This window comes from Pseudomonas sp. RA_5y_Pfl1_P24 (assembly GCF_963970945.1).
In the GTDB taxonomy this organism is placed as follows: Bacteria; Pseudomonadota; Gammaproteobacteria; order Pseudomonadales; family Pseudomonadaceae; genus Aquipseudomonas; species Aquipseudomonas tritici.
The window spans coordinates 222,635-247,410 of the sequence record NZ_CAXAOJ010000003.1 but is presented as its reverse complement, the minus strand read 5'-3'; the positions used below and the strand labels follow the sequence as shown (position 1 = coordinate 247,410).

At 58.9% G+C, this 24,776-nt stretch carries 31 protein-coding genes; 16 read left to right on the top strand and 15 right to left on the bottom strand.

The genetic code is table 11. The annotated features are described in order from the left end of the window. Positions 1-8: 8 nt before the first annotated feature. The 9 genes from rapZ to AACY30_RS05810 form a co-directional block, all read right to left on the bottom strand. The gene (gene rapZ, locus AACY30_RS05850) at positions 9-866 is read right to left on the bottom strand and encodes an RNase adapter RapZ (protein WP_049709982.1); all 858 of its coding nucleotides are present in this window, start codon (positions 864-866) and stop codon (positions 9-11) included. Between the two features lie 2 nt (positions 867-868). Continuing rightward, positions 869-1,333, bottom strand: a complete 465-nt coding sequence (gene ptsN, locus AACY30_RS05845) for a PTS IIA-like nitrogen regulatory protein PtsN (RefSeq protein ID WP_339468476.1) — start codon at positions 1,331-1,333, stop codon at positions 869-871. Between the two features lie 10 nt (positions 1,334-1,343). Then, positions 1,344-1,649 carry a ribosome hibernation-promoting factor, HPF/YfiA family gene (gene hpf, locus AACY30_RS05840; RefSeq protein WP_003171804.1) on the bottom strand — a complete coding sequence of 102 codons (306 nt, stop codon included), beginning with the start codon at positions 1,647-1,649 and terminating at the stop codon, positions 1,344-1,346. Between the two features lie 74 nt (positions 1,650-1,723). Continuing rightward, positions 1,724-3,217, bottom strand: a complete 1,494-nt coding sequence (locus tag AACY30_RS05835) for an RNA polymerase factor sigma-54 (RefSeq protein WP_339417510.1) — start codon at positions 3,215-3,217, stop codon at positions 1,724-1,726. A 185-nt stretch (positions 3,218-3,402) separates the two neighbouring features. Further along, on the bottom strand, positions 3,403-4,128 hold the full coding sequence (gene lptB, locus AACY30_RS05830; RefSeq protein WP_004372092.1) for an LPS export ABC transporter ATP-binding protein: 726 nt from the start codon (positions 4,126-4,128) through the stop codon (positions 3,403-3,405). After that, the gene (lptA, locus tag AACY30_RS05825; RefSeq protein ID WP_339468478.1) at positions 4,128-4,661 is read right to left on the bottom strand and encodes a lipopolysaccharide transport periplasmic protein LptA; all 534 of its coding nucleotides are present in this window, start codon (positions 4,659-4,661) and stop codon (positions 4,128-4,130) included. The genes lptB and lptA overlap by 1 nt, the downstream gene beginning before the upstream one ends. Further along, a complete protein-coding gene (gene lptC, locus AACY30_RS05820) occupies positions 4,648-5,220 on the bottom strand; it encodes an LPS export ABC transporter periplasmic protein LptC (RefSeq protein ID WP_339417514.1) in 573 nt (190 codons plus the stop codon). The genes lptA and lptC overlap by 14 nt, the downstream gene beginning before the upstream one ends. A gap of 8 nt (positions 5,221-5,228) precedes the next feature. After that, positions 5,229-5,753: a KdsC family phosphatase gene (locus tag AACY30_RS05815; RefSeq protein WP_339417516.1), complete on the bottom strand. Its 525-nt coding sequence runs from the start codon at positions 5,751-5,753 to the stop codon at positions 5,229-5,231. Next, a complete protein-coding gene (locus AACY30_RS05810) occupies positions 5,754-6,728 on the bottom strand; it encodes a KpsF/GutQ family sugar-phosphate isomerase (protein ID WP_339417518.1) in 975 nt (324 codons plus the stop codon). Between the two features lie 298 nt (positions 6,729-7,026). On the opposite strand from AACY30_RS05810, the gene AACY30_RS05805 reads away from it, so the two are divergent. The 10 genes from AACY30_RS05805 to hisC all read left to right on the top strand — a co-directional run bounded on the left by AACY30_RS05805 (position 7,027) and on the right by hisC (position 15,268). Continuing rightward, on the top strand, positions 7,027-7,836 hold the full coding sequence (locus AACY30_RS05805; RefSeq protein WP_339417520.1) for an ATP-binding cassette domain-containing protein: 810 nt from the start codon (positions 7,027-7,029) through the stop codon (positions 7,834-7,836). After that, positions 7,836-8,633: a lipid asymmetry maintenance ABC transporter permease subunit MlaE gene (gene mlaE, locus AACY30_RS05800; protein ID WP_065875086.1), complete on the top strand. Its 798-nt coding sequence runs from the start codon at positions 7,836-7,838 to the stop codon at positions 8,631-8,633. Before AACY30_RS05805 ends, mlaE begins: the two co-directional genes overlap by 1 nt. Then, positions 8,633-9,100: an outer membrane lipid asymmetry maintenance protein MlaD gene (gene mlaD / locus AACY30_RS05795; protein ID WP_339468482.1), complete on the top strand. Its 468-nt coding sequence runs from the start codon at positions 8,633-8,635 to the stop codon at positions 9,098-9,100. Before mlaE ends, mlaD begins: the two co-directional genes overlap by 1 nt. Before the next feature lie 11 nt (positions 9,101-9,111). Next, positions 9,112-9,759 (top strand): MlaC/ttg2D family ABC transporter substrate-binding protein, encoded by a 648-nt coding sequence (locus tag AACY30_RS05790; RefSeq protein ID WP_339468483.1) that lies wholly within the window; start codon positions 9,112-9,114, stop codon positions 9,757-9,759. Then, positions 9,756-10,061 carry an STAS domain-containing protein gene (locus AACY30_RS05785; protein ID WP_339468484.1) on the top strand — a complete coding sequence of 102 codons (306 nt, stop codon included), beginning with the start codon at positions 9,756-9,758 and terminating at the stop codon, positions 10,059-10,061. Before AACY30_RS05790 ends, AACY30_RS05785 begins: the two co-directional genes overlap by 4 nt. 114 nt (positions 10,062-10,175) lie before the next feature. Further along, on the top strand, positions 10,176-10,415 hold the full coding sequence (locus AACY30_RS05780) for a BolA family protein (RefSeq protein ID WP_049709972.1): 240 nt from the start codon (positions 10,176-10,178) through the stop codon (positions 10,413-10,415). A gap of 23 nt (positions 10,416-10,438) precedes the next feature. Continuing rightward, positions 10,439-11,704, top strand: coding sequence for a UDP-N-acetylglucosamine 1-carboxyvinyltransferase (gene murA / locus AACY30_RS05775; protein WP_339417528.1), 1,266 nt, complete (start codon positions 10,439-10,441; stop codon positions 11,702-11,704). Between the two features lie 176 nt (positions 11,705-11,880). Continuing rightward, positions 11,881-12,516, top strand: a complete 636-nt coding sequence (hisG, locus tag AACY30_RS05770; protein WP_049709970.1) for an ATP phosphoribosyltransferase — start codon at positions 11,881-11,883, stop codon at positions 12,514-12,516. 376 nt (positions 12,517-12,892) lie between these two features. Next, positions 12,893-14,212, top strand: a complete 1,320-nt coding sequence (gene hisD / locus AACY30_RS05765; RefSeq protein WP_339539992.1) for a histidinol dehydrogenase — start codon at positions 12,893-12,895, stop codon at positions 14,210-14,212. Between the two features lie 3 nt (positions 14,213-14,215). Then, entirely contained in the window at positions 14,216-15,268 is a 1,053-nt protein-coding gene (hisC, locus tag AACY30_RS05760) for a histidinol-phosphate transaminase (RefSeq protein ID WP_339468487.1), read from the top strand. A gap of 65 nt (positions 15,269-15,333) precedes the next feature. On the opposite strand, the gene AACY30_RS05755 is transcribed toward hisC, so the two are convergent. Together AACY30_RS05755 and upp are read right to left on the bottom strand one after the other, a co-directional pair. Then, positions 15,334-16,608 carry a uracil-xanthine permease family protein gene (locus tag AACY30_RS05755; protein WP_339539991.1) on the bottom strand — a complete coding sequence of 425 codons (1,275 nt, stop codon included), beginning with the start codon at positions 16,606-16,608 and terminating at the stop codon, positions 15,334-15,336. A 2-nt stretch (positions 16,609-16,610) separates the two neighbouring features. After that, positions 16,611-17,249, bottom strand: a complete 639-nt coding sequence (upp, locus tag AACY30_RS05750; RefSeq protein ID WP_339468488.1) for a uracil phosphoribosyltransferase — start codon at positions 17,247-17,249, stop codon at positions 16,611-16,613. 163 nt (positions 17,250-17,412) lie between these two features. On the opposite strand from upp, the gene AACY30_RS05745 reads away from it, so the two are divergent. From AACY30_RS05745 to AACY30_RS05730, 4 genes are all read left to right on the top strand, one after another. Further along, a complete protein-coding gene (locus tag AACY30_RS05745) occupies positions 17,413-17,970 on the top strand; it encodes a hypoxanthine-guanine phosphoribosyltransferase (protein WP_339417533.1) in 558 nt (185 codons plus the stop codon). 3 nt (positions 17,971-17,973) lie between these two features. Further along, the gene (locus AACY30_RS05740; RefSeq protein ID WP_339539990.1) at positions 17,974-18,441 is read left to right on the top strand and encodes a WbuC family cupin fold metalloprotein; all 468 of its coding nucleotides are present in this window, start codon (positions 17,974-17,976) and stop codon (positions 18,439-18,441) included. Positions 18,442-18,476: 35 nt separating this feature from the next. Continuing rightward, entirely contained in the window at positions 18,477-18,962 is a 486-nt protein-coding gene (locus tag AACY30_RS05735) for a hypothetical protein (protein ID WP_339417538.1), read from the top strand. Positions 18,963-19,092: 130 nt separating this feature from the next. Continuing rightward, entirely contained in the window at positions 19,093-19,380 is a 288-nt protein-coding gene (locus tag AACY30_RS05730) for a PA4642 family protein (protein WP_339539989.1), read from the top strand. Between the two features lie 68 nt (positions 19,381-19,448). Here the strand turns inward: AACY30_RS05730 and mqo are convergent, their stop codons facing one another. Together mqo and AACY30_RS05720 are read right to left on the bottom strand one after the other, a co-directional pair. Continuing rightward, positions 19,449-20,957 carry a malate dehydrogenase (quinone) gene (mqo, locus tag AACY30_RS05725; protein ID WP_339468491.1) on the bottom strand — a complete coding sequence of 503 codons (1,509 nt, stop codon included), beginning with the start codon at positions 20,955-20,957 and terminating at the stop codon, positions 19,449-19,451. A 726-nt stretch (positions 20,958-21,683) separates the two neighbouring features. After that, positions 21,684-21,917, bottom strand: a complete 234-nt coding sequence (locus AACY30_RS05720; RefSeq protein ID WP_339468492.1) for a hypothetical protein — start codon at positions 21,915-21,917, stop codon at positions 21,684-21,686. Between the two features lie 194 nt (positions 21,918-22,111). Between AACY30_RS05720 and AACY30_RS05715 the strand changes: the two genes are divergently transcribed. After that, positions 22,112-22,699, top strand: a complete 588-nt coding sequence (locus tag AACY30_RS05715; protein WP_065875075.1) for a YajG family lipoprotein — start codon at positions 22,112-22,114, stop codon at positions 22,697-22,699. A 54-nt stretch (positions 22,700-22,753) separates the two neighbouring features. On the opposite strand, the gene AACY30_RS05710 is transcribed toward AACY30_RS05715, so the two are convergent. Then, a complete protein-coding gene (locus AACY30_RS05710) occupies positions 22,754-22,963 on the bottom strand; it encodes a hypothetical protein (protein WP_049709958.1) in 210 nt (69 codons plus the stop codon). Between the two features lie 183 nt (positions 22,964-23,146). Between AACY30_RS05710 and AACY30_RS05705 the strand changes: the two genes are divergently transcribed. After that, on the top strand, positions 23,147-23,404 hold the full coding sequence (locus tag AACY30_RS05705; RefSeq protein WP_339468494.1) for a hypothetical protein: 258 nt from the start codon (positions 23,147-23,149) through the stop codon (positions 23,402-23,404). 119 nt (positions 23,405-23,523) lie between these two features. On the opposite strand, the gene AACY30_RS05700 is transcribed toward AACY30_RS05705, so the two are convergent. Continuing rightward, entirely contained in the window at positions 23,524-24,687 is a 1,164-nt protein-coding gene (locus AACY30_RS05700; protein WP_339539988.1) for a 1-acyl-sn-glycerol-3-phosphate acyltransferase, read from the bottom strand. Positions 24,688-24,776 lie beyond the last annotated feature (89 nt).

The window sequence follows — 24,776 nt, the reverse complement described above, 5'->3', positions numbered from 1 at the left end:
TGTTCCTTTCAGCTAAGGTCGCGGTGGCGGACCTGAACGTTCTTGAGGGTTTGTTGCAGCACCTGGCCCAAGCGTTCGGTCAGGTAGACGGAGCGGTGGTGGCCGCCGGTGCAGCCAATGGCAATGGTGACATAGGCACGATTGCTTGCTGCAAAGCGTGGCAACCATTTGAGCAGGTAGCTGGAAATGTCCTGGAACATCTCCTCAACATCCGGTTGCGCAGCCAGGTAGTCGGCAACAGGTTGATCCAGCCCGGATTGTTCGCGCAGTTCCGGCTTCCAGTAGGGGTTCGGCAGGCAGCGCACATCAAACACCAAGTCTGCATCTACCGGCATTCCGCGCTTGAAACCAAACGACTCCACGAGAAACGCTGTGCCTGGCTCCGGCTGGTTCAACAGACGCAGCTTGATGGCATCGCGCAACTGGTACAGGTTAAGGCTGGTGGTATTGATCTTGAGGTCGGCGAGGTCAATGATCGGTCCCAGCAGCTTGGTTTCGTCCTCGATGGCCTCGGCCAAGGAGCGGTGCGGGCTGCTGAGGGGGTGGCGTCGGCGTGTTTCGGAGAAACGCTTGAGCAGTGTCTCTTCGTCGGCATCCAGGTACAGCACATCGCAATGAATGTGCTTGGCGCGCACTTCCTCGAGCAATTGCGGAAATCGCTCAAGATGGCTGGGCAGGTTGCGGGCATCTATCGAAACGGCGACCAGAGGTTGCGCCAGTTCGGTATGGATCAACGCGCGTTCCGCCAATTCCGGCAGCAAGCCGGCAGGCAAATTGTCGATGCAGTAGAAACCGCTGTCCTCAAGGACGTTGAGGGCGGTGCTTTTACCTGAGCCGGAACGGCCGCTGACGATGATCAAGCGCATGATTACTGCCCGTTCTGTTCGTCCAGTACAACCTGATACAGCGCCTCATTACTGCTGGCACTGCGCAGTTTGTCGCGCACTTCCTTGCGGTCGAGCATGCTGGCGATCTGCCGAAGCAGTTCCAAGTGTGCATCGGTGGCAGCTTCCGGGACCAGCAAAACAAACAGCAGGTCGACCGGGGCGCCATCGATTGCGTCGAAATCGATGGGATGGTCCAAGTGCAGCAGGGCGCTGACAGGCGTCTCGCAGCCTTTGAGGCGGCAGTGGGGAATAGCGATGCCATTACCAAAACCGGTCGAGCCAAGTTTTTCACGAGCAATCAGTGCCTCGTACACAGCTTGCGTTTCCAGTTCAGGCACTTCACGGCCGATCAGGTTGGCAATTTGTTCGAGGGCGCGTTTTTTACTGCCGCCCGGCACGTTCACAAGGGAACGGCCGGGGGTCAGGATGGTTTCAAGTCGGATCATGGGGGGAGAGTTAACGACCTGTACCTTGCATCAGGTGCAGATTCTTTTCCTTATGCTTTATGAGTTGGCGGTCCAGCTTGTCGTAGAGCGAGTCGATCGCCGCGTACATGTCCTCATGTTCAGCATTGGCGACGAGCTTGGCATTCGGTACGTGCAGGGTGGCCTCGATTTTCTGCTTGAGCTTATCGACCTCCATGATGACCTGCACGTTGGTGATCTTGTCAAAATGCCCCGCAAGCTTGTTCAGCTTGCTTTCGGTGTATTCACGCAGGGGTTTGGTGACTTCCAGCTGGTGTCCACTGATGTTGACTTGCATACAGCTTCTCCTTCGTTGCCAGTGCATAAAGCGACAGGCGAAAGCGCCTGCCACTGGAACGCTGTGCCCGCCCGTCACATCAAACGCTTACGCTCGCTGGAAGGCGCGATCCCGAGGGACTCGCGGTACTTGGCGACGGTTCGACGGGCGACCTGAATGCCTTGTGCCTCCAGTAAACCAGCGATCTTACTGTCACTCAATGGCTTTTTCTGATTTTCCGCGGCAACCAGTTTTTTGATGATCGCGCGAATCGCCGTGGACGAGCATTCACCGCCTTCGGAGGTGCTGACGTGGCTGGAGAAAAAGTATTTCAGTTCATAAATACCCCGTGGGGTATGCATGAATTTTTGCGTGGTTACCCGAGAAATCGTCGATTCATGCATGCCAACCGCCTCGGCGATGTCATGCAGTACCAACGGTTTCATCGCCTCATCGCCGTATTCCAGGAAGCCGCGCTGGTGCTCGACGATCTGGGTGGCCACCTTCATCAGGGTTTCGTTGCGGCTTTGCAGGCTCTTGATAAACCAGCGAGCTTCCTGCAACTGGTTGCGCATGAAGGTGTTATCGGCGCTGGTGTCAGCGCGACGTACAAAACCGGCGTATTGCGGGTTGACCCGCAGGCGTGGCACCGACTCCTGGTTCAGTTCAACCAGCCAGCGCTCGTTATCCTTGCGCACGATCACGTCAGGAATCACGTATTCGGCTTCGCTGGACTCGATTTGCGAGCCAGGACGCGGGTTGAGGCTTTGTACCAGCTCGATGATTTGGCGCAGGTCGTCTTCCTTGAGCTTCATGCGGCGCATCAGTTGGCTGTAGTCGCGACTGCCCAGCATGTCGATGTAATCGGTTACCAGGCGCTGGGCCTCGGCGAGCCAGGGGGTCTTGGTGGGCAGTTGGCGCAATTGCAGCAGCAGGCATTCACTGAGGGAGCGCGCGCCGATGCCAGCGGGTTCGAACTGCTGGATGCGGTGCAGGACGGCTTCGATCTCGTCCAGCTCGATATCCAGTTCAGGGTCGAATGCTTCGAGAATTTCCTCAAGCGTCTCGTCCAGGTAGCCCTGGTTATTGATGCAGTCGATCAGGGTCACGGCGATCAGGCGATCGGTGTCCGACATCGGCGCCAGGTTCAGTTGCCACAGCAGGTGGCTCTGCAGGCTTTCGCCGGCGGAGGTGCGGGTGGTGAAATCCCACTCGTCATCGTCATTGCTGGGCAGGCTGCTGGCGCTGGTCTGGTAGACGTCCTCCCAGGCGGTGTCGACGGGAAGCTCGTTGGGAATGCGTTCGTTCCAGTCGCCTTCCTCGAGGTTATCCACCGTTGGGGCGGTTTCCTGGTAGGAGGGTTCCTGCACATCGGGGTTGGGTTTTTGCTCGATGTTATCGGCCAGCGGGTCTGCATTATCGAAGTCGTCGCCTTCTTCCTGGCGTTCGAGCATCGGATTGGACTCCAGGGCCTCCTGGATTTCCTGTTGCAGGTCCAGGGTCGACAATTGGAGCAGGCGGATGGCCTGTTGCAGCTGCGGTGTCATCGTCAGCTGCTGGCCCATTCTCAGGACTAGCGATGGTTTCATGGCAGGGGCTTAACACCTTATTCGCCGGCGCAATGCGCCATCCACGACAGGGCGCGTGAGCGCCAAACATAAGCAAATTATATGCCTGATAGCGGGGGCTTTGCCTAGAGCGCGGTAACAATAAAAATCCAGAGGTTTTCATTGACTCCCGCGCACGTTGGCAATGGGCCGTGGCACCACGGTGTTTACAGGCGGAACTCGTGACCCAGGTACACTTCCTTGACCAGTTCATTGGCCAGGATGGTGGCGGAGTCGCCCTCAGCGATCAGTTGGCCATCGTTGACGATATACGCGGTTTCGCAGATATCGAGCGTCTCACGGACGTTGTGGTCAGTGATCAGCACGCCAATGCCCTTAGCCTTGAGGTGGTGGATGATCTGCTTGATGTCGCCGACCGATATCGGGTCGACGCCGGCAAACGGTTCGTCCAAGAGGATGAATTTCGGTGCAGTGGCCAGGGCGCGAGCGATTTCTACGCGGCGGCGCTCACCACCGGACAGGCTCATGCCGAGGTTATCGCGGATATGGTTGATGTGGAATTCCTGCAGCAGGCTTTCCAGCTCCTGGCGACGACCGTCACGGTCGAGTTCCTTGCGGGTCTCGAGGATGGCCATGATGTTATCGGCGACCGACAATTTGCGGAAGATCGACGCTTCTTGCGGAAGATAGCCGATACCGGCGCGTGCGCGGCCGTGCATTGGTTGGTGGCTCACGTCCAGGTCGTCGATCAGTACGCGACCCTGGTCCGCCTGGACCAGGCCTACGATCATATAGAAGCACGTGGTCTTGCCGGCGCCGTTGGGGCCGAGCAAGCCGACGATCTGGCCGCTGTCGATCGACAGGCTGACGTCGCGCACGACCTGACGGCTTTTATAGGCCTTGGCCAGATGCTGGGCTTTGAGGGTTGCCATTACTCGGCCTTCTTCTTCGGCTGGATAACCATGTCGATGCGTGGACGAGGCGCGGTGACCTTGTTGCCATTGGCACGACCGGCGTTAGCGATCTGTTTCACGGTGTCATAGGTGATTTTCTCACCTTCCGTGGAGTTGCCATCGGGGCTGAGCACCTTGGCCTGGTCGATCAGTACAATGCGGTTCTGCTGGGCATGGTACTGGATGGTCTTGCCGTAGCCCTTCATCGGGGCGGTGTCGGTGGCCGACTGCTTCTGTTCGAAGTAAGCCAGGTTGCCCACCGAAGTGACCACGTCGATATCGCCCGCTTGGGTACGAGTCAGCGTCACCGTGTTGCCGGTGATCTTCATCGAGCCTTGGGTGATGATCACGCCGCCGGTATAGGTTGCAACGCCTTGCTTGTCATCCAGCTGCGCATCGTCAGCCGAAATGTGGATCGGTTGCTGGCTATCGTTCGGCAGAGCCCAGGCGCTCACGCTTCCCAGTGCTGCGCCCAAACCGAGCAAAATAGGGAGAGTTTTAACGAGCCTCATACTGTCCTCTTACGTTCGATAGCAGGTGTATCCTGCTTTCTTTCAAATACGCTTTCATTCCCTTGCCAGTCGTTACACCGCCAGCGCCGTCGATTCTAACGTCTTGCTCGGTCTGCGCATATTGCTTCTGCGGGAATACGGTCATGCGACTGGTGGTAATCACGGTCTCACGTTTTTTATCGTCAGTGCGCGCAACGCGCACCGAGTCGATCAGTTCCACCTCGGTACCGTCCGGGTTGACCTCGCCACGCTTGCTGGTGACGTGCCATGGGAACTCGGTACCGCGGTAAATGTTCATGTCCGGGTTGGTCAGCAAGGTAACTTCGCTGGCTTTCACGTGCTCGACCTTGTCCGAGGTCATCTCGTACTGCACCTTGCCGTCGGGCAGGAACTGCACGCTTTTGGCATTGGTGGCGTAATAGTCGATAACCCCCTCGTCAACCTGCGCAGCAGGCTGGTCGAGAAAGCGCTCCGGGCTGATATTCCAGTAGCCCACCGCCAGGAACAGTGCGGCGATGACTGCGAATAGCAGGAAGTTGCGAATCTTTTTACTCAGCATAAAACGCTCTATAAGTAGGCGGCATGGGCCGCTTCAAGGCTGCCTTGGGCACGCAGGATCAGCTCGCAGAACTCGCGGGCGGCACCTTCACCGCCACGTGCAGTGGTGATGCCATGGGCGTTCTCTCGAACAAAGCCTGCCGCATTGGCAACGGCCATGCCCAGGCCCACTCGGCGAATCACCGGCAGGTCTGGCAGGTCATCGCCCAAGTAGGCCACCTGCTCATAGCTTAGGTTGAGTTGGCCAAGAAGCTCGTCCAGAACCACCAGTTTATCCTCGCGGCCCTGATACAGGTGAGGAATCCCGAGGTTTTGTGCACGGCGTTCCACAACTGGGGTTTTCCTGCCGCTGATAATCGCCGTTTGCACACCCGACGCCATCAGCATCTTGATGCCCTGGCCGTCTAGGGTGTTGAACGTCTTGAATTCGCTGCCGTCTTCAAGGAAGTACAGGCGGCCATCGGTCAGCACGCCGTCAACGTCGAAAATCGCCAGTTTGATGTGTTTGCCGCGTTGCAACAGGTCGTCGGTCATTTACATCACTCCCGCACGCAGCAAGTCGTGCATGTTCAGGGCGCCAATCGGGCGGTCGTCGCTATTGACCACCACCAGCGCGCCGATCTTATGGTCTTCCATGATCTTCAAGGCTTCGGCTGCCAGCATTTCAGGGCGGGCGGTCTTGCCGTGGGGTGTCATCACCGCATCGATGGTGGCGGTGTGGATGTCGATGGTGCGGTCCAGGGTGCGGCGCAAGTCGCCGTCGGTAAAGACCCCGGCCAGGCGCCCGTCGGCTTCGAGGATAACGGTCATACCCAGGCCCTTGCGGGTCATTTCCATCAGCGCGTCCTTCAGCAAAGTGCCGCGCTGGACGTGGGGCAGTTCGTCGCCCGAGTGCATGACGTTTTCCACTTTCAATAGCAGGCGGCGGCCCAAGGCACCACCTGGGTGAGAAAATGCGAAGTCTTCGGCGGTAAACCCGCGGGCTTCCAGCAGTGCCACGGCCAGGGCATCGCCCATGACCAGCGCGGCGGTGGTGGAAGAGGTTGGTGCCAGGTTCAGCGGGCAGGCCTCGTGGGCCACGTGAACGTTTAGGTTCACTTCGGCGGCCTTGGCCAGCGTTGATTCCGGGTTGCCGGTAACACTGATCATCTGGATGCCCAGGCGCTTGATCAGGGGCAAAAGAGTCACGATTTCATTGGTGGTGCCGGAGTTGGACAGCGCCAGGATGATGTCATCCTTGGTGATCATGCCCATGTCGCCATGACTGGCTTCGGCCGGGTGTACGAAAAACGCAGTGGTCCCGGTGCTGGCCAGGGTGGCGGCGATCTTGTTGCCGACGTGGCCTGACTTGCCCATGCCGACCACGACGACGCGGCCCTTGCTGGCCAGAATCATCTCGCAAGCGCGTACGAAATCTGCGTCGATATGGGCCAGTAAGCCTTCTACGGCTTCAAGCTCGAGGCGGATGGTGCGTTGTGCGGATTGGATAAGGTCGCTGGATTGGCTCATGTCTGGAATCGTATAGCCTGACGAAAAGTCGGCGATTATAACGGTAATGATCAATTCCCTCACGCAAGTTCGTCAGGGTTTGTTCGCGACGCGCTTTAGATTCATCTGAAGCAACGTTTTTTCCCTGTCCTTAATCTGAACAAGCGCTGTTCCGGCCTTGGGCGCCTCGTACCAGCAGTGATATAGTTCGCCGCCAGTTCGGTCCGCCCAGCCCATATGGTCAACTATTGCACAATCATTGCAAACGTTTGTCGCAAGCATGGTGTCTGAGTGAGAGGCTGCATCCCAAGGAGTTTAGATGAGTGCCGATAACGCCTACGCGGTCGAGCTGAAGGGACTGACCTTCAAGCGCGGGACGCGCAGCATCTTCAATAACATCGATATCCGCATTCCGCGCGGCAAGGTCACGGGCATCATGGGGCCTTCCGGTTGTGGCAAGACCACCCTGTTGCGCCTGATGGGCATGCAATTGCGGCCCAGTGCCGGTGAAGTGTGGGTCAACGGCCAGAACCTGCCGACATTGTCGCGCAGCGATCTGTTCGACGCACGCAAGCACATGGGCGTGTTGTTCCAGAGCGGTGCATTGTTCACCGACCTCGATGTTTTCGAGAATGTGGCCTTTCCTCTGCGGGTGCATACCCAGCTGTCCGACGAAATGATTCGTGACATCGTGTTGCTGAAACTGCAGGCCGTAGGCCTTCGCGGTGCCACCGACCTGATGCCCGACGAACTGTCCGGTGGCATGAAGCGTCGGGTCGCCCTGGCGCGCGCCATTGCCCTCGACCCGCAGATACTCATGTACGACGAACCTTTCGTCGGCCAGGACCCTATCGCAATGGGCGTGCTGGTGCGTCTGATCCGCCTGCTCAACGATGCGCTGGGTATCACCAGTATCGTGGTTTCCCACGATCTTGCAGAAACCGCGAGCATTGCCGATTACCTCTATGTAGTAGGCGATGGCCAGGTGCTGGGGCAGGGCACGCCTGAAGAACTGATGAATGCAGACAATCCGCGTATTCGCCAATTCATGACCGGCGACCCTGATGGCCCTGTGCCTTTTCACTTTCCGGCAACGGATTACCGCTCAGATCTTCTGGGGAAGCGTTGATGCGCAAGACATCTTTACTCGAGAAGGTGCGCCTTTTCGGTCGCTCCGGCATCGATATGATCGAAGTGCTGGGGCGTTCGACAATCTTTCTGTTCCACGCCTTGCTCGGCCGTGGTGGCATTGGCGGCGGTTTTGGCCTGTTGATCAAGCAACTGCATTCAGTCGGCGTGATGTCGCTGGTGATCATCGTGGTTTCCGGGATTTTCATCGGCATGGTGTTGGCGTTGCAGGGGTTCAATATCCTTTCCGGCTACGGTTCGGAGCAGGCCGTTGGGCAGATGGTCGCGCTGACGCTCTTGCGCGAGCTGGGGCCGGTGGTCACTGCCTTGCTGTTTGCGGGCCGCGCGGGTTCTGCGTTGACCGCCGAAATCGGCAACATGAAGTCCACCGAGCAATTGTCCAGCCTCGAAATGATCGGCGTGGACCCGCTCAAGTACATCGTTGCGCCGCGCCTTTGGGCCGGCTTCATTTCACTGCCTCTGCTGGCGATGATTTTCAGCGTGGTGGGTATCTGGGGCGGTTCGTGGGTCGCGGTTGACTGGTTGGGCGTCTATGACGGCTCCTACTGGGGCAACATGCAAAACAGCGTCACCTTCAGCGGTGACGTGCTCAACGGCATCATAAAGAGCATCGTCTTCGCTTTTGTAGTGACCTGGATCGCCGTATTCCAAGGCTACGACTGTGAGCCCACTTCAGAAGGGATCAGTCGCGCCACCACCAAGACCGTTGTGTACGCCTCACTGGCTGTACTGGGCCTTGACTTCATTTTGACCGCCTTGATGTTTGGAGACTTCTGATGCAAAACCGCACTGTGGAAATCGGTGTCGGCCTTTTCTTGCTGGCTGGCATCCTGGCTTTATTGTTGTTGGCCCTGCGAGTCAGCGGCCTTTCGGCCAGCCCCACCGCCGATACTTATAAACTTTACGCGTACTTCGACAATATCGCCGGTTTGACTGTCAGAGCTAAAGTGACCATGGCCGGTGTGACCATCGGCAAGGTCACGGCAATCGATCTGGACCGCGACAGCTTCACCGGGCGAGTGACCATGCAACTGGATAAGAAGGTAGATAACCTGCCAACTGACTCCACTGCATCTATCCTCACTGCGGGTTTGCTGGGCGAGAAATACATCGGTGTCAGCGTGGGCGGGGACTCAGCTCTGCTCAAGGATGGTTCGACAATCCACGACACACAGTCGTCGCTGGTGCTTGAAGACCTGATCGGTAAATTCCTGCTTAATACGGTCAATAAAGACGCTAAATGAGGAATCTGTACATGATCTCTACCTTGCGACGTGGCCTCCTGGTACTGCTTGCAGCGCTGCCGTTGATGGCCAACGCAGCAGGTTCTGCGCACGAATTGGTGCAGGACACAACCAACAAGATGTTGGCTGACCTGTCGGCCAACAAAGAAAAGTACAAACAAGATCCAAGTCAGTTCTACAGCGCGCTCAATACTATTGTCGGTCCTGTTGTGGATGCCGAAGGCATTTCCCGCAGCATCATGACGGTCAAGTACTCGCGCAAGGCTACCCCGGCGCAGATGCAGACCTTTCAGGAAAACTTCAAGAAAGGCCTGTTCCAGTTCTACGGTAACGCGCTGCTTGAGTACAACAACCAGGGTATTACCGTCGCTCCAGCCGGGGATGAATCAGGTGATCGCACCAGCGTGAACATGAGCGTCAAGGGCAACAATGGCGCTGTCTACCCTGTGCAGTACACGCTGGAGAAGGTCAACGGCGAGTGGAAGCTGCGTAACGTGATCATCAATGGCATCAACATCGGCAAGCTATTCCGTGATCAGTTCTCTGATGCCATGCAGCGCAATGGCAATGACCTGGACAAAACCATCAATGGTTGGGCCGGTGAAGTGGCCAAGGCCAAGGAAGAAACCGATAAAGCTGCCGGGAAGCCCGCACAATGACCGAGTCGGCTGTTCGTCTCGGCGACGCCGGCGAGCTCTTCATCAGCGGCGTGCTGGATTACCGCACCGGGCCTGACCTGCGCAAGCAGGGCCTGGCACTGATCAACACCAGTGCTGCGCCTGCACTGGTGCTGGATTGTTCGGGTGTGACCAAGTCCAGCAGCGTTGGTTTGTCGCTGCTGCTGTGCTTTATGCGTGACGCCGAGGCGGTGAATAAGCCGGTCAGCATCCGTGCGATGCCCGAAGACATGCGTGAAATTGCCGAAGTTTCCGAGCTGACCGAGCTGTTGGCGCATCCTTAATACACATCATTAGAGAAGCCCCCCGTCAGAGTCCTGCTATGCGGGGTTCGCAGGCGCGGGGCTTTTTTGTATGATGTGCGACCCGCGCGCACTGGGCGCCGATAGAGGTTGATCATGCAGGCCCTAGAAGTTAAAAGCTTCCTTGAAGGAAAGCTGCCCGAAACGAGTGTTGAAGTCGAAGGCGAAGGCTGCAACTTCCAGCTGAATGTGATTAGCGATGAACTGGCGGCACTTAGCCCGGTCAAGCGTCAGCAGCAGATCTATGCCCATTTGAACCCGTGGATCACCGATGGCAGCATCCATGCGGTCACTATGAAATTTTTCAGCCGCGCGGCCTGGGCCGAGCGCACCTGAGCCCCCAAGGCGTCGAGATTCTTATGGATAAATTGATTATTACCGGCGGTGCCCGTCTTGATGGCGAGATCCGCATCTCCGGTGCAAAAAACTCCGCCTTGCCGATCCTGGCAGCGACCCTGCTGTGCGATGGCCCGGTCACCGTGGCCAACCTGCCACACCTGCACGACATCACCACCATGATCGAACTGTTCGGTCGCATGGGCATCGAGCCGGTGATCGACGAGAAGCTGTCCGTCGAAATCGACCCACGCACCATCAAGACCCTGATCGCCCCGTACGAGTTGGTGAAAACCATGCGTGCGTCGATCCTGGTGCTCGGCCCGATGGTTGCCCGTTTCGGCGAAGCTGAAGTGGCATTGCCTGGTGGTTGCGCCATTGGTTCGCGTCCGGTCGACCTGCACATCCGTGGCCTCGAAGCCATGGGCGCGACCATCGACGTCGAAGGCGGCTACATCAAGGCCAAGGCGCCTGAAGGCGGCCTGCGAGGCGCCAGCTTCTTCTTTGATACCGTCAGTGTGACCGGTACCGAGAACATCATGATGGCCGCAGCCCTGGCCAAAGGCCGTAGCGTGCTGCAAAACGCCGCCCGTGAGCCTGAAGTCGTCGACCTGGCGAACTTCCTGAACGCTATGGGTGCCAAGGTCTCCGGCGCCGGCACTGATACCATCACCATTGACGGTGTTGAGCGCCTGCACACGACCACCTACAAGGTCATGCCAGACCGCATCGAAACCGGTACCTACCTGGTTGCCGCTGCCGTTACCGGTGGCCGCGTCAAGGTCAAGGACACCGATCCGACCATCCTGGAAGCGGTCCTGGAAAAACTGCGCGAAGCTGGCGCAGAAATCACCACCGGTGAAGACTGGATCGAGTTGAACATGCACGGCAAGCGTCCTAAGGCCGTCAACGTACGTACCGCTCCGTACCCGGCGTTCCCGACCGACATGCAAGCGCAGTTCATCTCCTTGAACGCCATTGCTGAAGGCACCGGTGCCGTGATCGAGACCATCTTCGAAAACCGCTTCATGCACGTGTATGAACTGCACCGCATGGGCGCGAAGATCCAGGTTGAAGGCAACACCGCCATCGTTACCGGTACCGAGAAACTCAAGGGCGCGCCAGTCATGGCGACTGACCTACGGGCTTCGGCGAGCCTGGTGATCTCGGCGCTGATCGCTGAAGGCGACACTCTGATCGACCGTATCTACCATATAGATCGTGGCTACGAGTGCATCGAAGAAAAACTGCAGATGCTCGGCGCTAAAATCCGCCGCGTACCGGGCTAGTTCCGGGCTAGTTCCGGGCTTGTAGTGAGCGGGCTTGCCCCGCTCACTACAAGATGGTTGCCGTTGAATAGGCGGTATGCTGAATTTGTTTCAAATCGAGGCTGTAATGGCCTCGATCTGTGTCTGGCGCCGTTTGTGCCCGGACAGCAATAGCCAGATGAAGGACTGACGCTTCCATGTTGACCATCGCACTGTCCAAGGGCCGTATCCTTGACGACACGTTGCCGCTTCTGGCTGAAGCGGGCATCGTGCCGACCGAAAATCCGGATAAGAGCCGCAAGCTGATCATTCCCACGACCCAGGACGATGTTCGCCTGTTGATCGTGCGGGCTACCGATGTGCCGACCTATGTTGAACATGGCGCGGCCGACCTGGGTGTCGCCGGTAAAGACGTGCTGATGGAATACGGTGGCCAGGGCCTGTACGAGCCGTTGGACCTGCGTATCGCCCTATGCAAGCTGATGACCGCCGGGCGCGTCGGTGACGTCGAGCCAAAGGGCCGCCTGCGCGTGGCCACTAAGTTCGTCAACGTTGCCAAGCGCTACTACGCCGAACAAGGCCGTCAGGTCGACATCATCAAGCTCTACGGCTCGATGGAGCTGGCGCCGCTGATCGGCCTGGCCGACAAAATCATCGACGTGGTCGACACCGGCAACACCCTGCGTGCCAACGGCCTTGAGCCCCAGGAATTCATTGCCGATATCAGCTCCCGCCTGGTCGTCAACAAAGCGTCGATGAAGATGCAGCACGCCCGTATCCAGGCGTTGATTGATACCCTGCGCAAAGCAGTGGAGTCGCGACACCGCGGTTGACTCACCCGCGTAGCTGAAAGGCTGCGCCCGTCTATCCGCCTCATAGCCAGAATTCTCAGGTGCCCAAGCGGATCGACTGCTGGGAAGGTGCGCTGACGTTCAATAACGAATCGCGCCTTACCCCAAAAGGCAACTTATGTTAGTAGAAGATTCTTTTTCAATAATTAGCGACGCGTAGCAGTCTGCCTTTTAGGTAAGGCCCTGCGGGTTGGCACTGTGGTTGCGCCATGCTGCGTTGCGGGACTTGGTAAGGAAACAACCCTTACCAGCGTCCCGCGCCTTGCCTGGCACAACCACAGTACCAACGCGCTTCGTTAGTGAACGTCAGCGCACCTTCGGGCGCGTGAGTTTTTGCCAATCCAATGAGGCCCTCGCTATGACCACGTCCACTGCAATTGCCCGACTCAACGCTGCCGATCCGGATTTCGCCCATCATCTGGATCATCTGCTGAGCTGGGAAAGCGTGTCCGACGACTCGGTCAACGTGCGGGTGCTCGACATCATCAAGGCTGTTCGCGAGCGCGGCGATGCGGCGTTGGTGGACTTCACCCGCCAGTTTGACGGGCTGGACGTCAAGTCCATGTCCGACCTGATCCTGCCCCGCGAACGCCTGGAGTTGGCGCTGACGCGTATCACCGCGCCACAGCGAGAAGCCCTGGAAGTGGCGGCAACGCGGGTGCGCAGCTATCACGAAAAGCAGAAGCAAGACTCCTGGAGCTACACCGAGGCAGACGGCACTGTACTGGGCCAGAAGGTCACGCCACTGGACCGCGCCGGCCTTTACGTGCCGGGCGGTAAGGCGTCGTACCCATCGTCAGTATTGATGAACGCGATCCCGGCCAAAGTGGCGGGCGTGACCGAAGTGGTCATGGTCGTGCCAACACCGCGCGGTGAAATCAACGAGCTGGTATTGGCCGCCGCCTGCATTGCCGGCGTCGACCGCGTTTTCACCATCGGTGGCGCGCAAGCCGTTGCCGCCCTGGCCTATGGCACCGAAAGCGTGCCGAAGGTTGATAAGGTGGTTGGTCCCGGCAACATCTACGTCGCCACCGCCAAGCGTCACGTGTTTGGCCAGGTCGGTATCGACATGATCGCCGGCCCATCGGAAATCCTCGTGGTATGCGACGGCCAGACCGATCCGGACTGGATCGCCATGGACCTGTTCTCCCAGGCCGAGCACGACGAAGACGCTCAAGCGATCCTGGTCAGCCCGGACGCCGAGTTCCTCGACACCGTTGCCGCGAGTATCAATAAGCTGCTGCCGACCATGGAGCGTGCCGAGATCATCGAGAAATCGATCAATGGCCGTGGCGCGCTGATCCTGGTGCGCGACATGGAGCAAGCCATCGAAGTGGCCAACCGTATCGCGCCGGAGCACTTGGAGTTGTCCGTGGCCGACCCACAAGCCTGGTTGCCATCGATTCGCCACGCCGGCGCGATCTTCATGGGTCGCCACACCAGCGAAGCGCTGGGTGACTATTGCGCAGGCCCGAACCACGTGCTGCCGACCTCCGGCACCGCGCGTTTCTCATCGCCACTGGGCGTGTACGACTTCCAGAAGCGTTCGTCGATCATCTTCTGCTCACCGCAGGGTGCGTCCGAGCTGGGTAAGACCGCCTCGGTGCTGGCTCGTGGTGAATCCCTGAGTGCCCACGCCCGCAGTGCTGAATACCGCATCCTTGAAGAGGGGAACTGAGACATGAGCAAATTCTGGAGTCCCTTCGTCAAGGACCTCGTGCCCTACGTGCCTGGCGAACAACCGAAGCTGACCAAGCTGGTCAAGCTCAACACCAATGAAAACCCCTACGGCCCGTCGCCCAAGGCGTTGGCCGCGATGCAGGCCGAGCTGAACGACAACCTACGCCTGTACCCGGACCCCAACAGCGACCTGCTCAAGCAGGCCGTGGCCAAGTATTACGCGATCGACGCCAGTAAGGTCTTCCTCGGCAACGGTTCCGATGAAGTCCTCGCACACATTTTCAACGGCCTGTTCCAGCACGAACTACCGCTGTTGTTTCCGGATATCAGCTACAGCTTCTACCCGGTTTACTGCGGCCTCTACGGCATCAAGTCCGACCCGATGCCGCTGGACGAACAGTTCCAGATTCGCGTGGCGGATTACGCCAGGCCCAACGGCGGGATCATCTTCCCCAACCCGAACGCGCCGACTGGCTGCGTGCTGGCGCTGGACGCGGTGGAGCAGATCCTCAAGGCCAACCCGGACTCGGTGGTCGTAGTGGATGAAGCCTATATCGACTTCGGCGGCGAAACCGCGATCAGCCTGGTGGATCGCTACCCGAACCTGCTGGTTACCCAGACGCTGTCCAAATCGCGCTCACTGGCCGGTTTGCGCGTGGGCCTGGCCGTGGGCCACCCGGACCTGATCGAGGCGCTGGAGCGGGTCAAGAACAGCTTCAACTCTTATCCGCTGGATCGCCTGGCGATTGTCGGCGCGGCGGCAGCGTTCGAGGACCGTGAGTACTTCGAGAAGACGTGCCAGTTGGTCATCGATAGCCGCGACAAGGTGGTTGCGCAGTTGGAGGCAAAAGGTTTTGAAGTGTTGCCGTCGGCGGCCAACTTTATCTTTGCTCGCCACCCTCAACATGACGCCGCTGGCCTAGCGGCCAAGTTGCGTGAGCAGGGTGTGATCGTGCGGCACTTCAAGCAGGCGCGGATTGCCCAGTTTCTGCGCATCAGCATCGGTACGCCGGAGCAGAACCAGGCGCTGATTGATGGGCTTGGTGAGCTGTAAGCCACACTGAGGGTCAAAAAAATGTGGGAGCGGGCTTGCTCCCACATTTGGTTTTGCGGTGTTAGCTAGAGCAACGGCTCATCCTGCTTCTTGTTCTTCCAGCCATCATTGCCCGGCAGCAGCAGGTTCAAACCAATCGCTACCACCGCACACAGGGCGATACCCTTCAGGCCGAAATCATCCGGGCCGGTGCCCGTGCCGACCAGCACACCGCCAATCCCGAACACCAACGTCACCGACACAATCACCAGGTTGCGCGCTTCGCCCAGGTCGATCTTGTGGCGGATCAGCGTGTTCATCCCCACTGCGGCAATCGAACCGAACAGCAGGCACAGAATCCCGCCCATCACTGGCACCGGAATGCTCTGCAGCAGTGCGCCGAACTTACCGATAAACGCCAGGCTGATGGCAAACACCGCCGCCCAGGTCATGATCTTCGGGTTGTAGTTCTTGGTCAGCATCACCGCGCCTGTCACTTCGGCGTACGTGGTGTTCGGCGGGCCGCCAAACAGGCCCGCGGCCGTGGTGGCAATGCCGTCACCCAGCAGGGTACGGTGCAGGCCCGGCTTTTTCAGGTAGTCACGACCGGTCACGCTGCCGACTGCAATCACACCGCCGATATGCTCGATCGCCGGGGCCAGGGCCACCGGGATGATAAACAGGATCGCCTGCCAGTTGAACTCAGGCGCGGTGAAGTGGGGCAGGGCGAACCAGGGGGCGGCGGCGATCTTTGCTGTGTCGACCACACCAAAATAGAACGCCATGGCAAAACCGACCAACACGCCGGAGATGATCGGCACCAAGCGGAAGATGCCCTTGCCGAACACCGCCACGATCAACGTGGTCAGCAGCGCCGGCATCGAGATCATCATTGCCGTCTGGTAATGAATCAGCTCGGCACCGTCGCCGGATTTCCCCATCGCCATGTTGGCAGCAATCGGCGCCATGGCCAGGCCGATGGAGATAATCACCGGCCCGATCACCACCGGCGGCAGCAGCCGGTCGATGAAACCGGTGCCCTTGATCTTCACCGCGAGCCCGAGGAAGGTATAGACGAAACCGGCCGCCATTACCCCGCCCATGGTCGCCGCGAGGCCGAACTGGCTTTTGGCGAGAATGATCGGAGTAATGAAGGCAAAGCTCGACGCCAGAAAGACCGGCACCTGCCGCCCTGTCACCACCTGGAACAACAACGTGCCCAGGCCTGCGGTGAACAGTGCAACGTTTGGATCAAGACCTGTGATCAGCGGCATCAACACCAGCGCGCCAAATGCCACGAAGAGCATTTGTGCGCCAGACAGGATCTGGCGCCAAAGCGGGTCGTTGAATTCATCCTGCATGCTCAACCGTCCTTCTGCTTGGTACCGAAGATCTTGTCACCGGCATCGCCCAGGCCTGGGATGATGTAGCCGTGTTCATTCAGGCGCTCATCGATGGACGCGGTGTAGATCTCCACGTCCGGGTGGGCCTTCTCAACGGCGGCGATGCCTTCGGGCGCGGCCACCAGCACCATGGCGCGGATGTCCTTGCAACCGGCTTTTTTCAGCAAGTCGATGGTGGCGACCATGGAACTGCCGGTGGCGAGCATCGGGTCGATGATCATCGCCAGGCGCTCGTTGATTTCCGGCACCAGTTTTTCCAGGTAGGTGTGGGCCTGCAAGGTTTCTTCATTGCGGGCCACGCCCACGGCGCTGACCTTGGCGCCCGGGATCAGGCTGAGTACGCCTTCGAGCATGCCGATACCGGCGCGCAGGATCGGCACGACGGTGATTTTCTTGCCGGCGATTTTCTCGACCTGCACGGTACCGGCCCAACCTTCGATGTCGTAGGTTTCCAGGGGTAGATCTTTAGTGGCTTCGTAAGTCAGCAACGCTCCGACTTCCTGAGCAAGCTCACGGAAGTTCTTCGTGCTAATGTCGGCGCGGCGCATAAGGCCGAGCTTGTGTCGGATCAGCGGATGGCGGATCTCGCGAGTGGGCATGGGAATGGCTCCGGCGGCGGGCAAAAAAACCGGCCTAGATTAATCTATCCGAGGGTGTTGTCCTATAGACATCTAGCACGTTAGTCCATTAAGGCTTGCCCGGAGCGCACGAGAAGCGTACCTTCGCCCGCTTTTCTTGCCACAGCACCCCTTGGAGAGCGCCATGTCCGCTGATCTCGAGCATATCCGTCAAATCATGCGCGAGGCTGACTGCCTGTACACTGAAGCGCAAGTCGAAGAGGCGATCGCCAAGGTCGGCGCGCACATCACCCGCGAAATGGCTGACACCAACCCGGTGGTTTTCTGCGTGATGAACGGTGGTCTGATCTTCGCTGGCAAATTGCTCACCCACCTGCAATTCCCGCTTGAAGCGTCCTATCTGCACGCCACCCGCTATCGCAACGAAACCACCGGCGGCGACCTGTTCTGGAAAGCCAAGCCGGAAGTCTCGTTCATCGACCGCGACGTGCTGATCATCGACGACATCCTCGACGAAGGTCACACCCTCGGCGCGATCATTGACTTCTGCAAGCACGCTGGCGCGCGAAAAGTGCACACTGCCGTGCTGATCGACAAAGACCACGATCGTAAGGCCCGCCCAGAGCTGAAAGCCGATTTCGTTGGCCTGCCGTGCATCGACCGCTACATCTTCGGTTATGGCATGGACTACAAAGGCTACTGGCGCAACGCCAATGGGATCTACGCCGTCAAAGGGATGTAAGCCATGACCCGCTTTCTTGATCAAACGCTGTTTGCCGAATTGGCTGAGAAAGCGGGCGCCAGCCCCCGTGGCCGGCACCATCACAACTTCCACCAGATGGAAGAGCCGTGCCATCGTCTGGCCGTGGGCCTGCAGCCCAGCACTTATGTGCCGCCGCATCGGCACCTGAGTGCGGACAAGGCGGAAACCTTGCTCGTGCTTCAGGGCCGCCTGGGTCTGCTGGTGTTCAGCGAAACCGGCGAGGTGCTGGCCAAGCGCGTCATGCAGGCGGGGGGCGAATGCGCGGGTGTCGATCTGCCACCCGGTGTGTTTCACGGTTTGGTGGTGCTGGAGCCCGACACGGTGATGTTCGAGTGCAAAGCCGGACCTTATCGCCCGGTAGGCGAGGGTGAGCTGGCCAATTGGGCGCCGCGTGAAGGCGAGTCTGGCGTGGCCGCGTATCAACGTTGGATGCTTGCCCAGTTCGATTGAGCTACAGTGCTGGGCTATCTCGCACGGAGCGGCCCATGAACCTGTTGATACGTACTTGCGCCGCCCTGGCGTTGACCCTCAGTTTGCCGCTGGCCGCCGCGCCTGCGCCGTTGCACAGCCAATTCCTGCCCTCCGACGACCTGACCCTGCGCGCCGAAGCCCCTGACCAGCAGCAATTGCTGCAAGTCACCGAGTACGCGGTCGTGGTGGGCAATCAGCGCCAATCCAGCCAGCAACCGATCCCGGTGACCTCGCCGCTGATGATCCGCCTCAAGGGCAAGTCCCTGAACAAAGGTGCGACCATCAGCCAGGTGGTGCTCAACTTCGATGCCGAAAGCAAAAGCCTGAAAAAGCCGGTCTACGACGACAAGAGCAAGACCCTGACGTTGTCCTACCCGGTGGCCCAGTACCGAGTGATCGTCGACCTGCTGCGCAATGACACGGTCTACGTGCAGTTCCTGAGTTATGCCAATGGGCATATCTGGGCGGATTTGCATACCGGCGCCGTCCGCGCTCGATAGCGAGAACACTGATGTCCAAATGTGGGAGCGAGCAAGCCCGCTCGCACATGGAGTCTGCGCTGCTTCCGAAGCCTGCGTCTCACAGGTAGACTTCAAACCCCGTGTAAATGTCTGCAGGCTGGAGTCGGTAATGCGTAAAGATAAGAGACAGGTGATTGGTGACGAGATTGGCGACGATCAGATCAAGTTGTTCCTCGACTTCGAGCCGGTTGACGCGACTTCCCCGTCCCTGCATAAACTCATCAAGGCCTACCGTGGCCTGCGTATCGACGACTTTGAGCGCTTCCTGGGTTTCTTCAAGGAAGCCGGTCTGGACCTGGACGGCAAGGATGAGCATGGCCTGACCTTCGTCGACCTGATCAAGGACCAGCGTCACGCAGACGAGTACGTCGAGTTGATCAACAACGCTCGCGGTTGATTCTCCAGGCAATAAAAAACGCCCCGTTCTCATACCGAGAGCGGGGCGTTTTTTATTGCCTTAAAGCCTCAAGCGTAGCTCTCGGTCTCGGCAGCAGGCTCAACCAGTTCCAGGCTGATGTTGTTCTGCTCATTGATCTTGCGATACAGCTCGGCATCTGTTTCCAGGACCTTTTCCCGCGCCGGGAAGATCTCGTGCAGCTTGGCCGCCCACTCTCCGGCAGCCTTGGCCGGGAAGCAGCGCTCGATCAGGTCGAGCATGATCGAAACGGTCACCGAAGCACCCGGGGACGCGCCCAGCAGTGCCGCGAGCGAGCCGTCTTTGGCCGCGACCAGTTCGGTGCCGAATTGCAGCACGCCGCCTTTTTTCGGGTCTTTCTTGATGATCTGAACCCGTTGGCCGGCCACTTCCAGGCGCCAGTCTTCGGCTTTGGCTTGCGGGTAGAAGCGGCGCAGGGATTCCAGGCGCTGTTCCATCGACTGCATCACTTCGCTGACCAGGTACTTGGTCAGGTCCATGTTGTCGCGGGCCACGGCGAGCATCGGGCCAATGTTTCCGGCGCGAACCGACAGTGGCAGGTCAAGGAACGAACCGTGCTTGAGGAACTTGGTGGTGAAGCCGGCATAGGGCCCAAATAGCAGGGACTTTTTGCCTTCCACTACGCGAGTGTCCAAGTGCGGCACGGACATTGGCGGCGAACCCACGGCGGCCTGGCTGTAGACCTTGGCCTGGTGGTGCTTGACCACTTCCGGGTTGTCGCAACGCAGCCATTGGCCGCTGACCGGGAAACCGCCAAAGCCTTTGCTTTCTTCGATACCCGAGGCTTGCAGCAGCGGCAGCGCCGCGCCACCGGCGCCGAGGAACACGAACTTGGCGTCCACTTCACGGCTGTTGCCGCTGTTGACGTCCTTGATGCTTACGGTCCAGCCCGCGCCGTTGCGCTTGAGACCGGTCACGCGCTTGCTGTACTTGACCTGGGCGTCTGCCGAGCTGGTCAGGTGGCTGAGCAGTTGGTTGGTCAGCGCGCCGAAGTTGACGTCGGTGCCGTTCATGACACGGGTCGCCGCGATTTTTTCGTCGAGCGGGCGGCCTGGCATCATCAGCGGCATCCACTCGGCCATCTCGCTACGGTCTTCGGTGTAGTGCATGTCCGAAAACGCGTGGTGCTGGCTGAGGGTTTCAAAGCGCTTCTTGAGGAAGGACACGCCTTTTTCGCCCTGTACGAAGCTCAGGTGCGGCACCGGACTGATAAAAGACTTGGACGAGCCAAAGGTGCCCTTTTTGGTCAAGTACGCCCAGAACTGCTTCGACACCTCGAACTGGGTATTGATGTGCACGGCTTTCTTGATGTCGATGGAGCCATCGCCAGCCTGCGGTGTGTAGTTCAGCTCACACAGCCCGGCGTGGCCGGTACCGGCGTTGTTCCACGGGTTGGAACTCTCCGCGGCACCCGAATCCATCAGCTCAACGACTTCCAGCTTGAGGCCGGGGTCGAGCTCTTTGAGCAGTACGGCCAGGGTGGCACTCATGATGCCGGCCCCTACCAGTACTACGTCGACTGTTTCGTTATGCGCCATTTAACGCGTCTCCAAAATCTGCAGCACCAAATTGACGGCATGGCTGCCAGGAGTGACGGGGCGGTTCACGTGTTGCCCCAGGTTACCCATGGCCAGGATCGCCATGTCCGTTTCGCAATTCTTTGCAACTTCAGCACACGCTTCTTACCGGGCTAATCTGCCTATGAACGCATTCATGGGCGCCTGTGGCAATTCGACTTATGGTCAAAGCGTGTGATTCGTGCAATCAATCCGTAGCGGACAGGCTCAAGCTCCGATTTTTAAGGCGTACTCGGTCCTGTGTGGTTGGGCTGTTCCAGACGCTGATGGTGCTTGTACAAACGCCAAACTATTCATTTGCTCGCCACACTCTTGTGAAGTTGTGAAAACCCGTTTTTTCACGCTCTTTTGAAGACGTGAACCTCAAAAAAGGGCTGCCCCAGCCTGGCACCTGGCCCGGAAAACCTTGCCGACATGCGGCAAAACGGGCAAACAACTCAAGTGGCCGAGCGCAATGGCAGCTCTGGCAGATTCGGTAAAGACGGGTGGTTTGCAAAGAAAACAGCAAGCGCGCCAGCTTCACTCGATCTGTGTGGGCGGCTCTCTGTGGGCGATTCTTGGGGTTAATACCGAGGCATTAACGATGCTGCGAGGCCCGATCAGGAGACGTCCTTATAATCGGGGGGAGATTGTAGCGAAGAACGCTGGGGAAATGGGCGTGTTTTATGACTTTTATTAGGCGTTCGGTCAGGCAGCCAACGGCTGATGCCGTGACGACCGCGCTGGGCGTGGGCTGACGCGGGCGCGAGCGGGCAGTGGGTGATGCATCCAGCTCAGGCGAATCTCATCGATTTCCACCCAGCCGTCGCCTACGGGCGGCTCGCAGCACTCTTTGAAGGCCTGGCAACGACCTTGTGCATCGAGCAGGGCGAACTGACGAAGGGCCGGCTTGCGCGTAAACAATGACCAAAGAAACTGCATGACGATTGACCTCCTGAGATTGAGGCCAAGCATGCCTGCGCTGGATGACGAGCCCATGTAACGGGTGTGACATCTCGGTGACAGCGAACCGCGCTCCACACGTGGGGTCACAGGTTGTAACTGATGCTAGTTCCCCGCAGTGGCGCCCCGCTATACTGCCGGCCTGTCGGATCCTGATTTCTGGAGAGAAGCGCATGTTGCAACGCCTGTTGTTCGGTTTGATCACTGTGACCAGTTTGACCCTGGTGGGCTGCGCCAACAGCCCGCAACAACTGACCCCGGAACCGAAACTCACCACGCAGCTGGCCCCGGTGGGCCACGGCCAGGCGGTGTCGGTGCGGGTGGTGGATGGTCGTCCATCGCCTACGCTCGGCTCACGCGGCGGCCTGTACCCGGAAACCGCTCTGATCTCGGTGAACGCTCAAGACGTACTGCCCAAGCTGCAGGCCCAGGCTGAAGCCGCCGTGCGCTTGCTGGGTTTCACCCCGAGCGCCAATGCACCGGGTGCTCCGCAATTGACGATCACCCTGGCTGAATTGAAGTATCAATCGCCTAAGGACGGGCTGTACGTGACCGAAGCTTCCATCGGTGCGACGTTCAAGTCTGACGTCACCGCCGGTACCCGTCGCTACAGCGGTCGCTACGGCGCCTCCCTGAACCAGCGTTTCGGCATGTCGCCGAACCAGGAAACCAATACCAAGTTGGTCAGCGACGTCCTGAGTGACGCCTTGACCCGACTGTTCAAAGACCCAAGCATCGGTTCGTTGCTCAGCGCGCAATAAACGATTGTTAAAAAACCGGGCTCAGTTGAGTCCGGTTTTTTTTCGCCTCCTGTTTCACGCGGCGGTGTCGATGCAGAAGTCCAGCAGGCTCACCCCCGTTAACAGATCGGTCTCCGGAAGGTCCGCATGCTGGTGCCCGCCAAGGGCGCAATACACCAGCCAGTGGCGATCCTGGACGTTGAAAGCCAGGCCGCCGATCAGCGCTTCCTGCTCATCGCTTTGGGCGACCAGATACAGCCGATCCTGGTTTTGCGCGTGCAACATGACAAGCTCCTGAGGCGTCAAAGGGCAACAGAGTGGACTGTTAAGGTGACGTTCAGGTGACGCCGTAAATTACTGGATACATTAGACGTCAATGGGGGAGGGAGCATTTCAGGCGCCGGACGCCACTATCGTTCAGGTTGGTAACTGAGCTGATACCAAGACACTGTTCCACTGAGGTTCGCCATGGCGCTGTCCGCACTACTGATCAATGTTGTAGCGTTAGCGGTAGCGTGCCCGGGAGCGGCACTGTTGTTCATCACCCGCCTGCGCGAACAACGCGCGATGGCCGACCTGACCGCGAAAAGCGAAGACCGCACCATCGACCAGCCGATGCTGTTTCTGGATGTGCGCACCGAGCGCGCGCATCGGGTGGCTTACCGTGTTGGGTTTGCCTGCCTGGGGATGGCGCTGGCTATTTCCTGGCTCAGTACCCATTTGTAATTACGGCGCAGAACACATGTGGGGGTGGGTTTGCTCGCGGAGGCGGAGTGTCAGTCAACACATGATTGACTGACTAACCGCCTTCGCGAGCTAGTCTACCCCCACATTTTTGGTCTGTATTACAAAGGTATGCCGGCCTTGACCCGATACTGATTACGCACCGGCGTAGCGTATTGCACCAACAGGAACGGTCGGTGCTCGGCGGGGCACTCGTTCAAGCGCCGCTCCCATTCTGCTTTCGCCTTGGCCAGTTCGTCGGCCGGGAATACCTCGGCCGCCGTCGGCACCTGCAATTGCGGGTCGGCGTCGCTCCATTGGGCATACGCCAGGTAATGCACCGGGAACAGCCGGTAACCGCCGAGAATCTGCCGGTCCATTTCCACGGCCAGCAGCTTGGTGTCTTCGAAACGCTCGGTGATCGGCGGTGCGAAGTTGATGTGCACCCGCCCCTTGTAGCCCGTGATGCCAAGGGCGATGCTCACGTCATCCTCGCCCGGCGCCTTGCTGTAGGTGCCGGTGGTGGCGCGGATGTACAGCTCGCGAGCCTTGGCGGTATCGCACGGGTCGTATTCATAACTGATCGACACCGGCGTCAGGTTCAACGACTGGATGACCTCGGCAAACGGCTCATCCTTGCGGCTGACGTGGAACATCTTGAGGATCGCCGACTCGGTGCGGTCATCCCCATCCTTGGCGCGCCCTTCGGCCTGGGCAATCCAGATCGATTGGCAGTCGTTGCGGATCGAATGGTTGATGTAGGCTGACAGCAGGTTGAATGCCGCCATCTTTTCCTTTCGCCCGGTGATCGAGCGGTGCACGATAAAGCTCTTGTTCAGGCGCATCAGGTCGCTGACAAACGGCTTTTGCAGCAGGTTGTCGCCGATGGCGATGCGCGGCGTCGGCAGGCCGGCGTGGTACACGGCGTAGTTGACGAAGGCCGGGTCCATCACGATATCGCGGTGGTTGGCGAGGAACAGGTAGGCGGTGCCGGACTTGAGCTGCTCGACGCCGGTGTAGGTCACGCCGTCGGTCGCCCGGTCAATAGTGTGGTCGACGTAGTACTCGACTTTGTCCTGCAGCGTAGCAACGGTGGTGACGCCGGCGAATTCACGGCGCAGTTTGCGGGCGATCATCGGCTTGAGCAGCCAGCCCAGGGCGCCGGCAAAGCGCGGGAAGCGGAAGTGGGTCAGGATGTCCAGAAAGGCCTTGTCACTGAACAGGCGTGCCAGCACTGCCGGGACTTCGCTGTCGTTGTAAGGTCGGATGGTATCGAATTCGCCCATCATGCTCTCTTGTTAGAAACGGCTAGGGTAAGTAAAGGAAATACCAGGGTGCGGCCTGAGTAATGGGCTCAGCCGAAATATAACCCTGT

What these genes read in the sequence shown, in the direction of transcription:
- rapZ (WP_049709982.1), bottom strand. Translation starts at nt 866, where the DNA reads ATGCGCTTGATCATCGTCAGCGGCCGTTCCGGCTCAGGTAAAAGCACC.
- ptsN (WP_339468476.1), bottom strand. Translation starts at nt 1,333, where the DNA reads ATGATCCGACTTGAAACCATCCTGACCCCCGGCCGTTCCCTTGTGAAC.
- hpf (WP_003171804.1), bottom strand. Translation starts at nt 1,649, where the DNA reads ATGCAAGTCAACATCAGTGGACACCAGCTGGAAGTCACCAAACCCCTG.
- AACY30_RS05835 (WP_339417510.1), bottom strand. Translation starts at nt 3,217, where the DNA reads ATGAAACCATCGCTAGTCCTGAGAATGGGCCAGCAGCTGACGATGACA.
- lptB (WP_004372092.1), bottom strand. Translation starts at nt 4,128, where the DNA reads ATGGCAACCCTCAAAGCCCAGCATCTGGCCAAGGCCTATAAAAGCCGT.
- lptA (WP_339468478.1), bottom strand. Translation starts at nt 4,661, where the DNA reads ATGAGGCTCGTTAAAACTCTCCCTATTTTGCTCGGTTTGGGCGCAGCA.
- lptC (WP_339417514.1), bottom strand. Translation starts at nt 5,220, where the DNA reads ATGCTGAGTAAAAAGATTCGCAACTTCCTGCTATTCGCAGTCATCGCC.
- AACY30_RS05815 (WP_339417516.1), bottom strand. Translation starts at nt 5,753, where the DNA reads ATGACCGACGACCTGTTGCAACGCGGCAAACACATCAAACTGGCGATT.
- AACY30_RS05810 (WP_339417518.1), bottom strand. Translation starts at nt 6,728, where the DNA reads ATGAGCCAATCCAGCGACCTTATCCAATCCGCACAACGCACCATCCGC.
- AACY30_RS05805 (WP_339417520.1), top strand. Translation starts at nt 7,027, where the DNA reads ATGAGTGCCGATAACGCCTACGCGGTCGAGCTGAAGGGACTGACCTTC.
- mlaE (WP_065875086.1), top strand. Translation starts at nt 7,836, where the DNA reads ATGCGCAAGACATCTTTACTCGAGAAGGTGCGCCTTTTCGGTCGCTCC.
- mlaD (WP_339468482.1), top strand. Translation starts at nt 8,633, where the DNA reads ATGCAAAACCGCACTGTGGAAATCGGTGTCGGCCTTTTCTTGCTGGCT.
- AACY30_RS05790 (WP_339468483.1), top strand. Translation starts at nt 9,112, where the DNA reads ATGATCTCTACCTTGCGACGTGGCCTCCTGGTACTGCTTGCAGCGCTG.
- AACY30_RS05785 (WP_339468484.1), top strand. Translation starts at nt 9,756, where the DNA reads ATGACCGAGTCGGCTGTTCGTCTCGGCGACGCCGGCGAGCTCTTCATC.
- AACY30_RS05780 (WP_049709972.1), top strand. Translation starts at nt 10,176, where the DNA reads ATGCAGGCCCTAGAAGTTAAAAGCTTCCTTGAAGGAAAGCTGCCCGAA.
- murA (WP_339417528.1), top strand. Translation starts at nt 10,439, where the DNA reads ATGGATAAATTGATTATTACCGGCGGTGCCCGTCTTGATGGCGAGATC.
- hisG (WP_049709970.1), top strand. Translation starts at nt 11,881, where the DNA reads ATGTTGACCATCGCACTGTCCAAGGGCCGTATCCTTGACGACACGTTG.
- hisD (WP_339539992.1), top strand. Translation starts at nt 12,893, where the DNA reads ATGACCACGTCCACTGCAATTGCCCGACTCAACGCTGCCGATCCGGAT.
- hisC (WP_339468487.1), top strand. Translation starts at nt 14,216, where the DNA reads ATGAGCAAATTCTGGAGTCCCTTCGTCAAGGACCTCGTGCCCTACGTG.
- AACY30_RS05755 (WP_339539991.1), bottom strand. Translation starts at nt 16,608, where the DNA reads ATGCAGGATGAATTCAACGACCCGCTTTGGCGCCAGATCCTGTCTGGC.
- upp (WP_339468488.1), bottom strand. Translation starts at nt 17,249, where the DNA reads ATGCCCACTCGCGAGATCCGCCATCCGCTGATCCGACACAAGCTCGGC.
- AACY30_RS05745 (WP_339417533.1), top strand. Translation starts at nt 17,413, where the DNA reads ATGTCCGCTGATCTCGAGCATATCCGTCAAATCATGCGCGAGGCTGAC.
- AACY30_RS05740 (WP_339539990.1), top strand. Translation starts at nt 17,974, where the DNA reads ATGACCCGCTTTCTTGATCAAACGCTGTTTGCCGAATTGGCTGAGAAA.
- AACY30_RS05735 (WP_339417538.1), top strand. Translation starts at nt 18,477, where the DNA reads ATGAACCTGTTGATACGTACTTGCGCCGCCCTGGCGTTGACCCTCAGT.
- AACY30_RS05730 (WP_339539989.1), top strand. Translation starts at nt 19,093, where the DNA reads ATGCGTAAAGATAAGAGACAGGTGATTGGTGACGAGATTGGCGACGAT.
- mqo (WP_339468491.1), bottom strand. Translation starts at nt 20,957, where the DNA reads ATGGCGCATAACGAAACAGTCGACGTAGTACTGGTAGGGGCCGGCATC.
- AACY30_RS05720 (WP_339468492.1), bottom strand. Translation starts at nt 21,917, where the DNA reads ATGCAGTTTCTTTGGTCATTGTTTACGCGCAAGCCGGCCCTTCGTCAG.
- AACY30_RS05715 (WP_065875075.1), top strand. Translation starts at nt 22,112, where the DNA reads ATGTTGCAACGCCTGTTGTTCGGTTTGATCACTGTGACCAGTTTGACC.
- AACY30_RS05710 (WP_049709958.1), bottom strand. Translation starts at nt 22,963, where the DNA reads ATGTTGCACGCGCAAAACCAGGATCGGCTGTATCTGGTCGCCCAAAGC.
- AACY30_RS05705 (WP_339468494.1), top strand. Translation starts at nt 23,147, where the DNA reads ATGGCGCTGTCCGCACTACTGATCAATGTTGTAGCGTTAGCGGTAGCG.
- AACY30_RS05700 (WP_339539988.1), bottom strand. Translation starts at nt 24,687, where the DNA reads ATGGGCGAATTCGATACCATCCGACCTTACAACGACAGCGAAGTCCCG.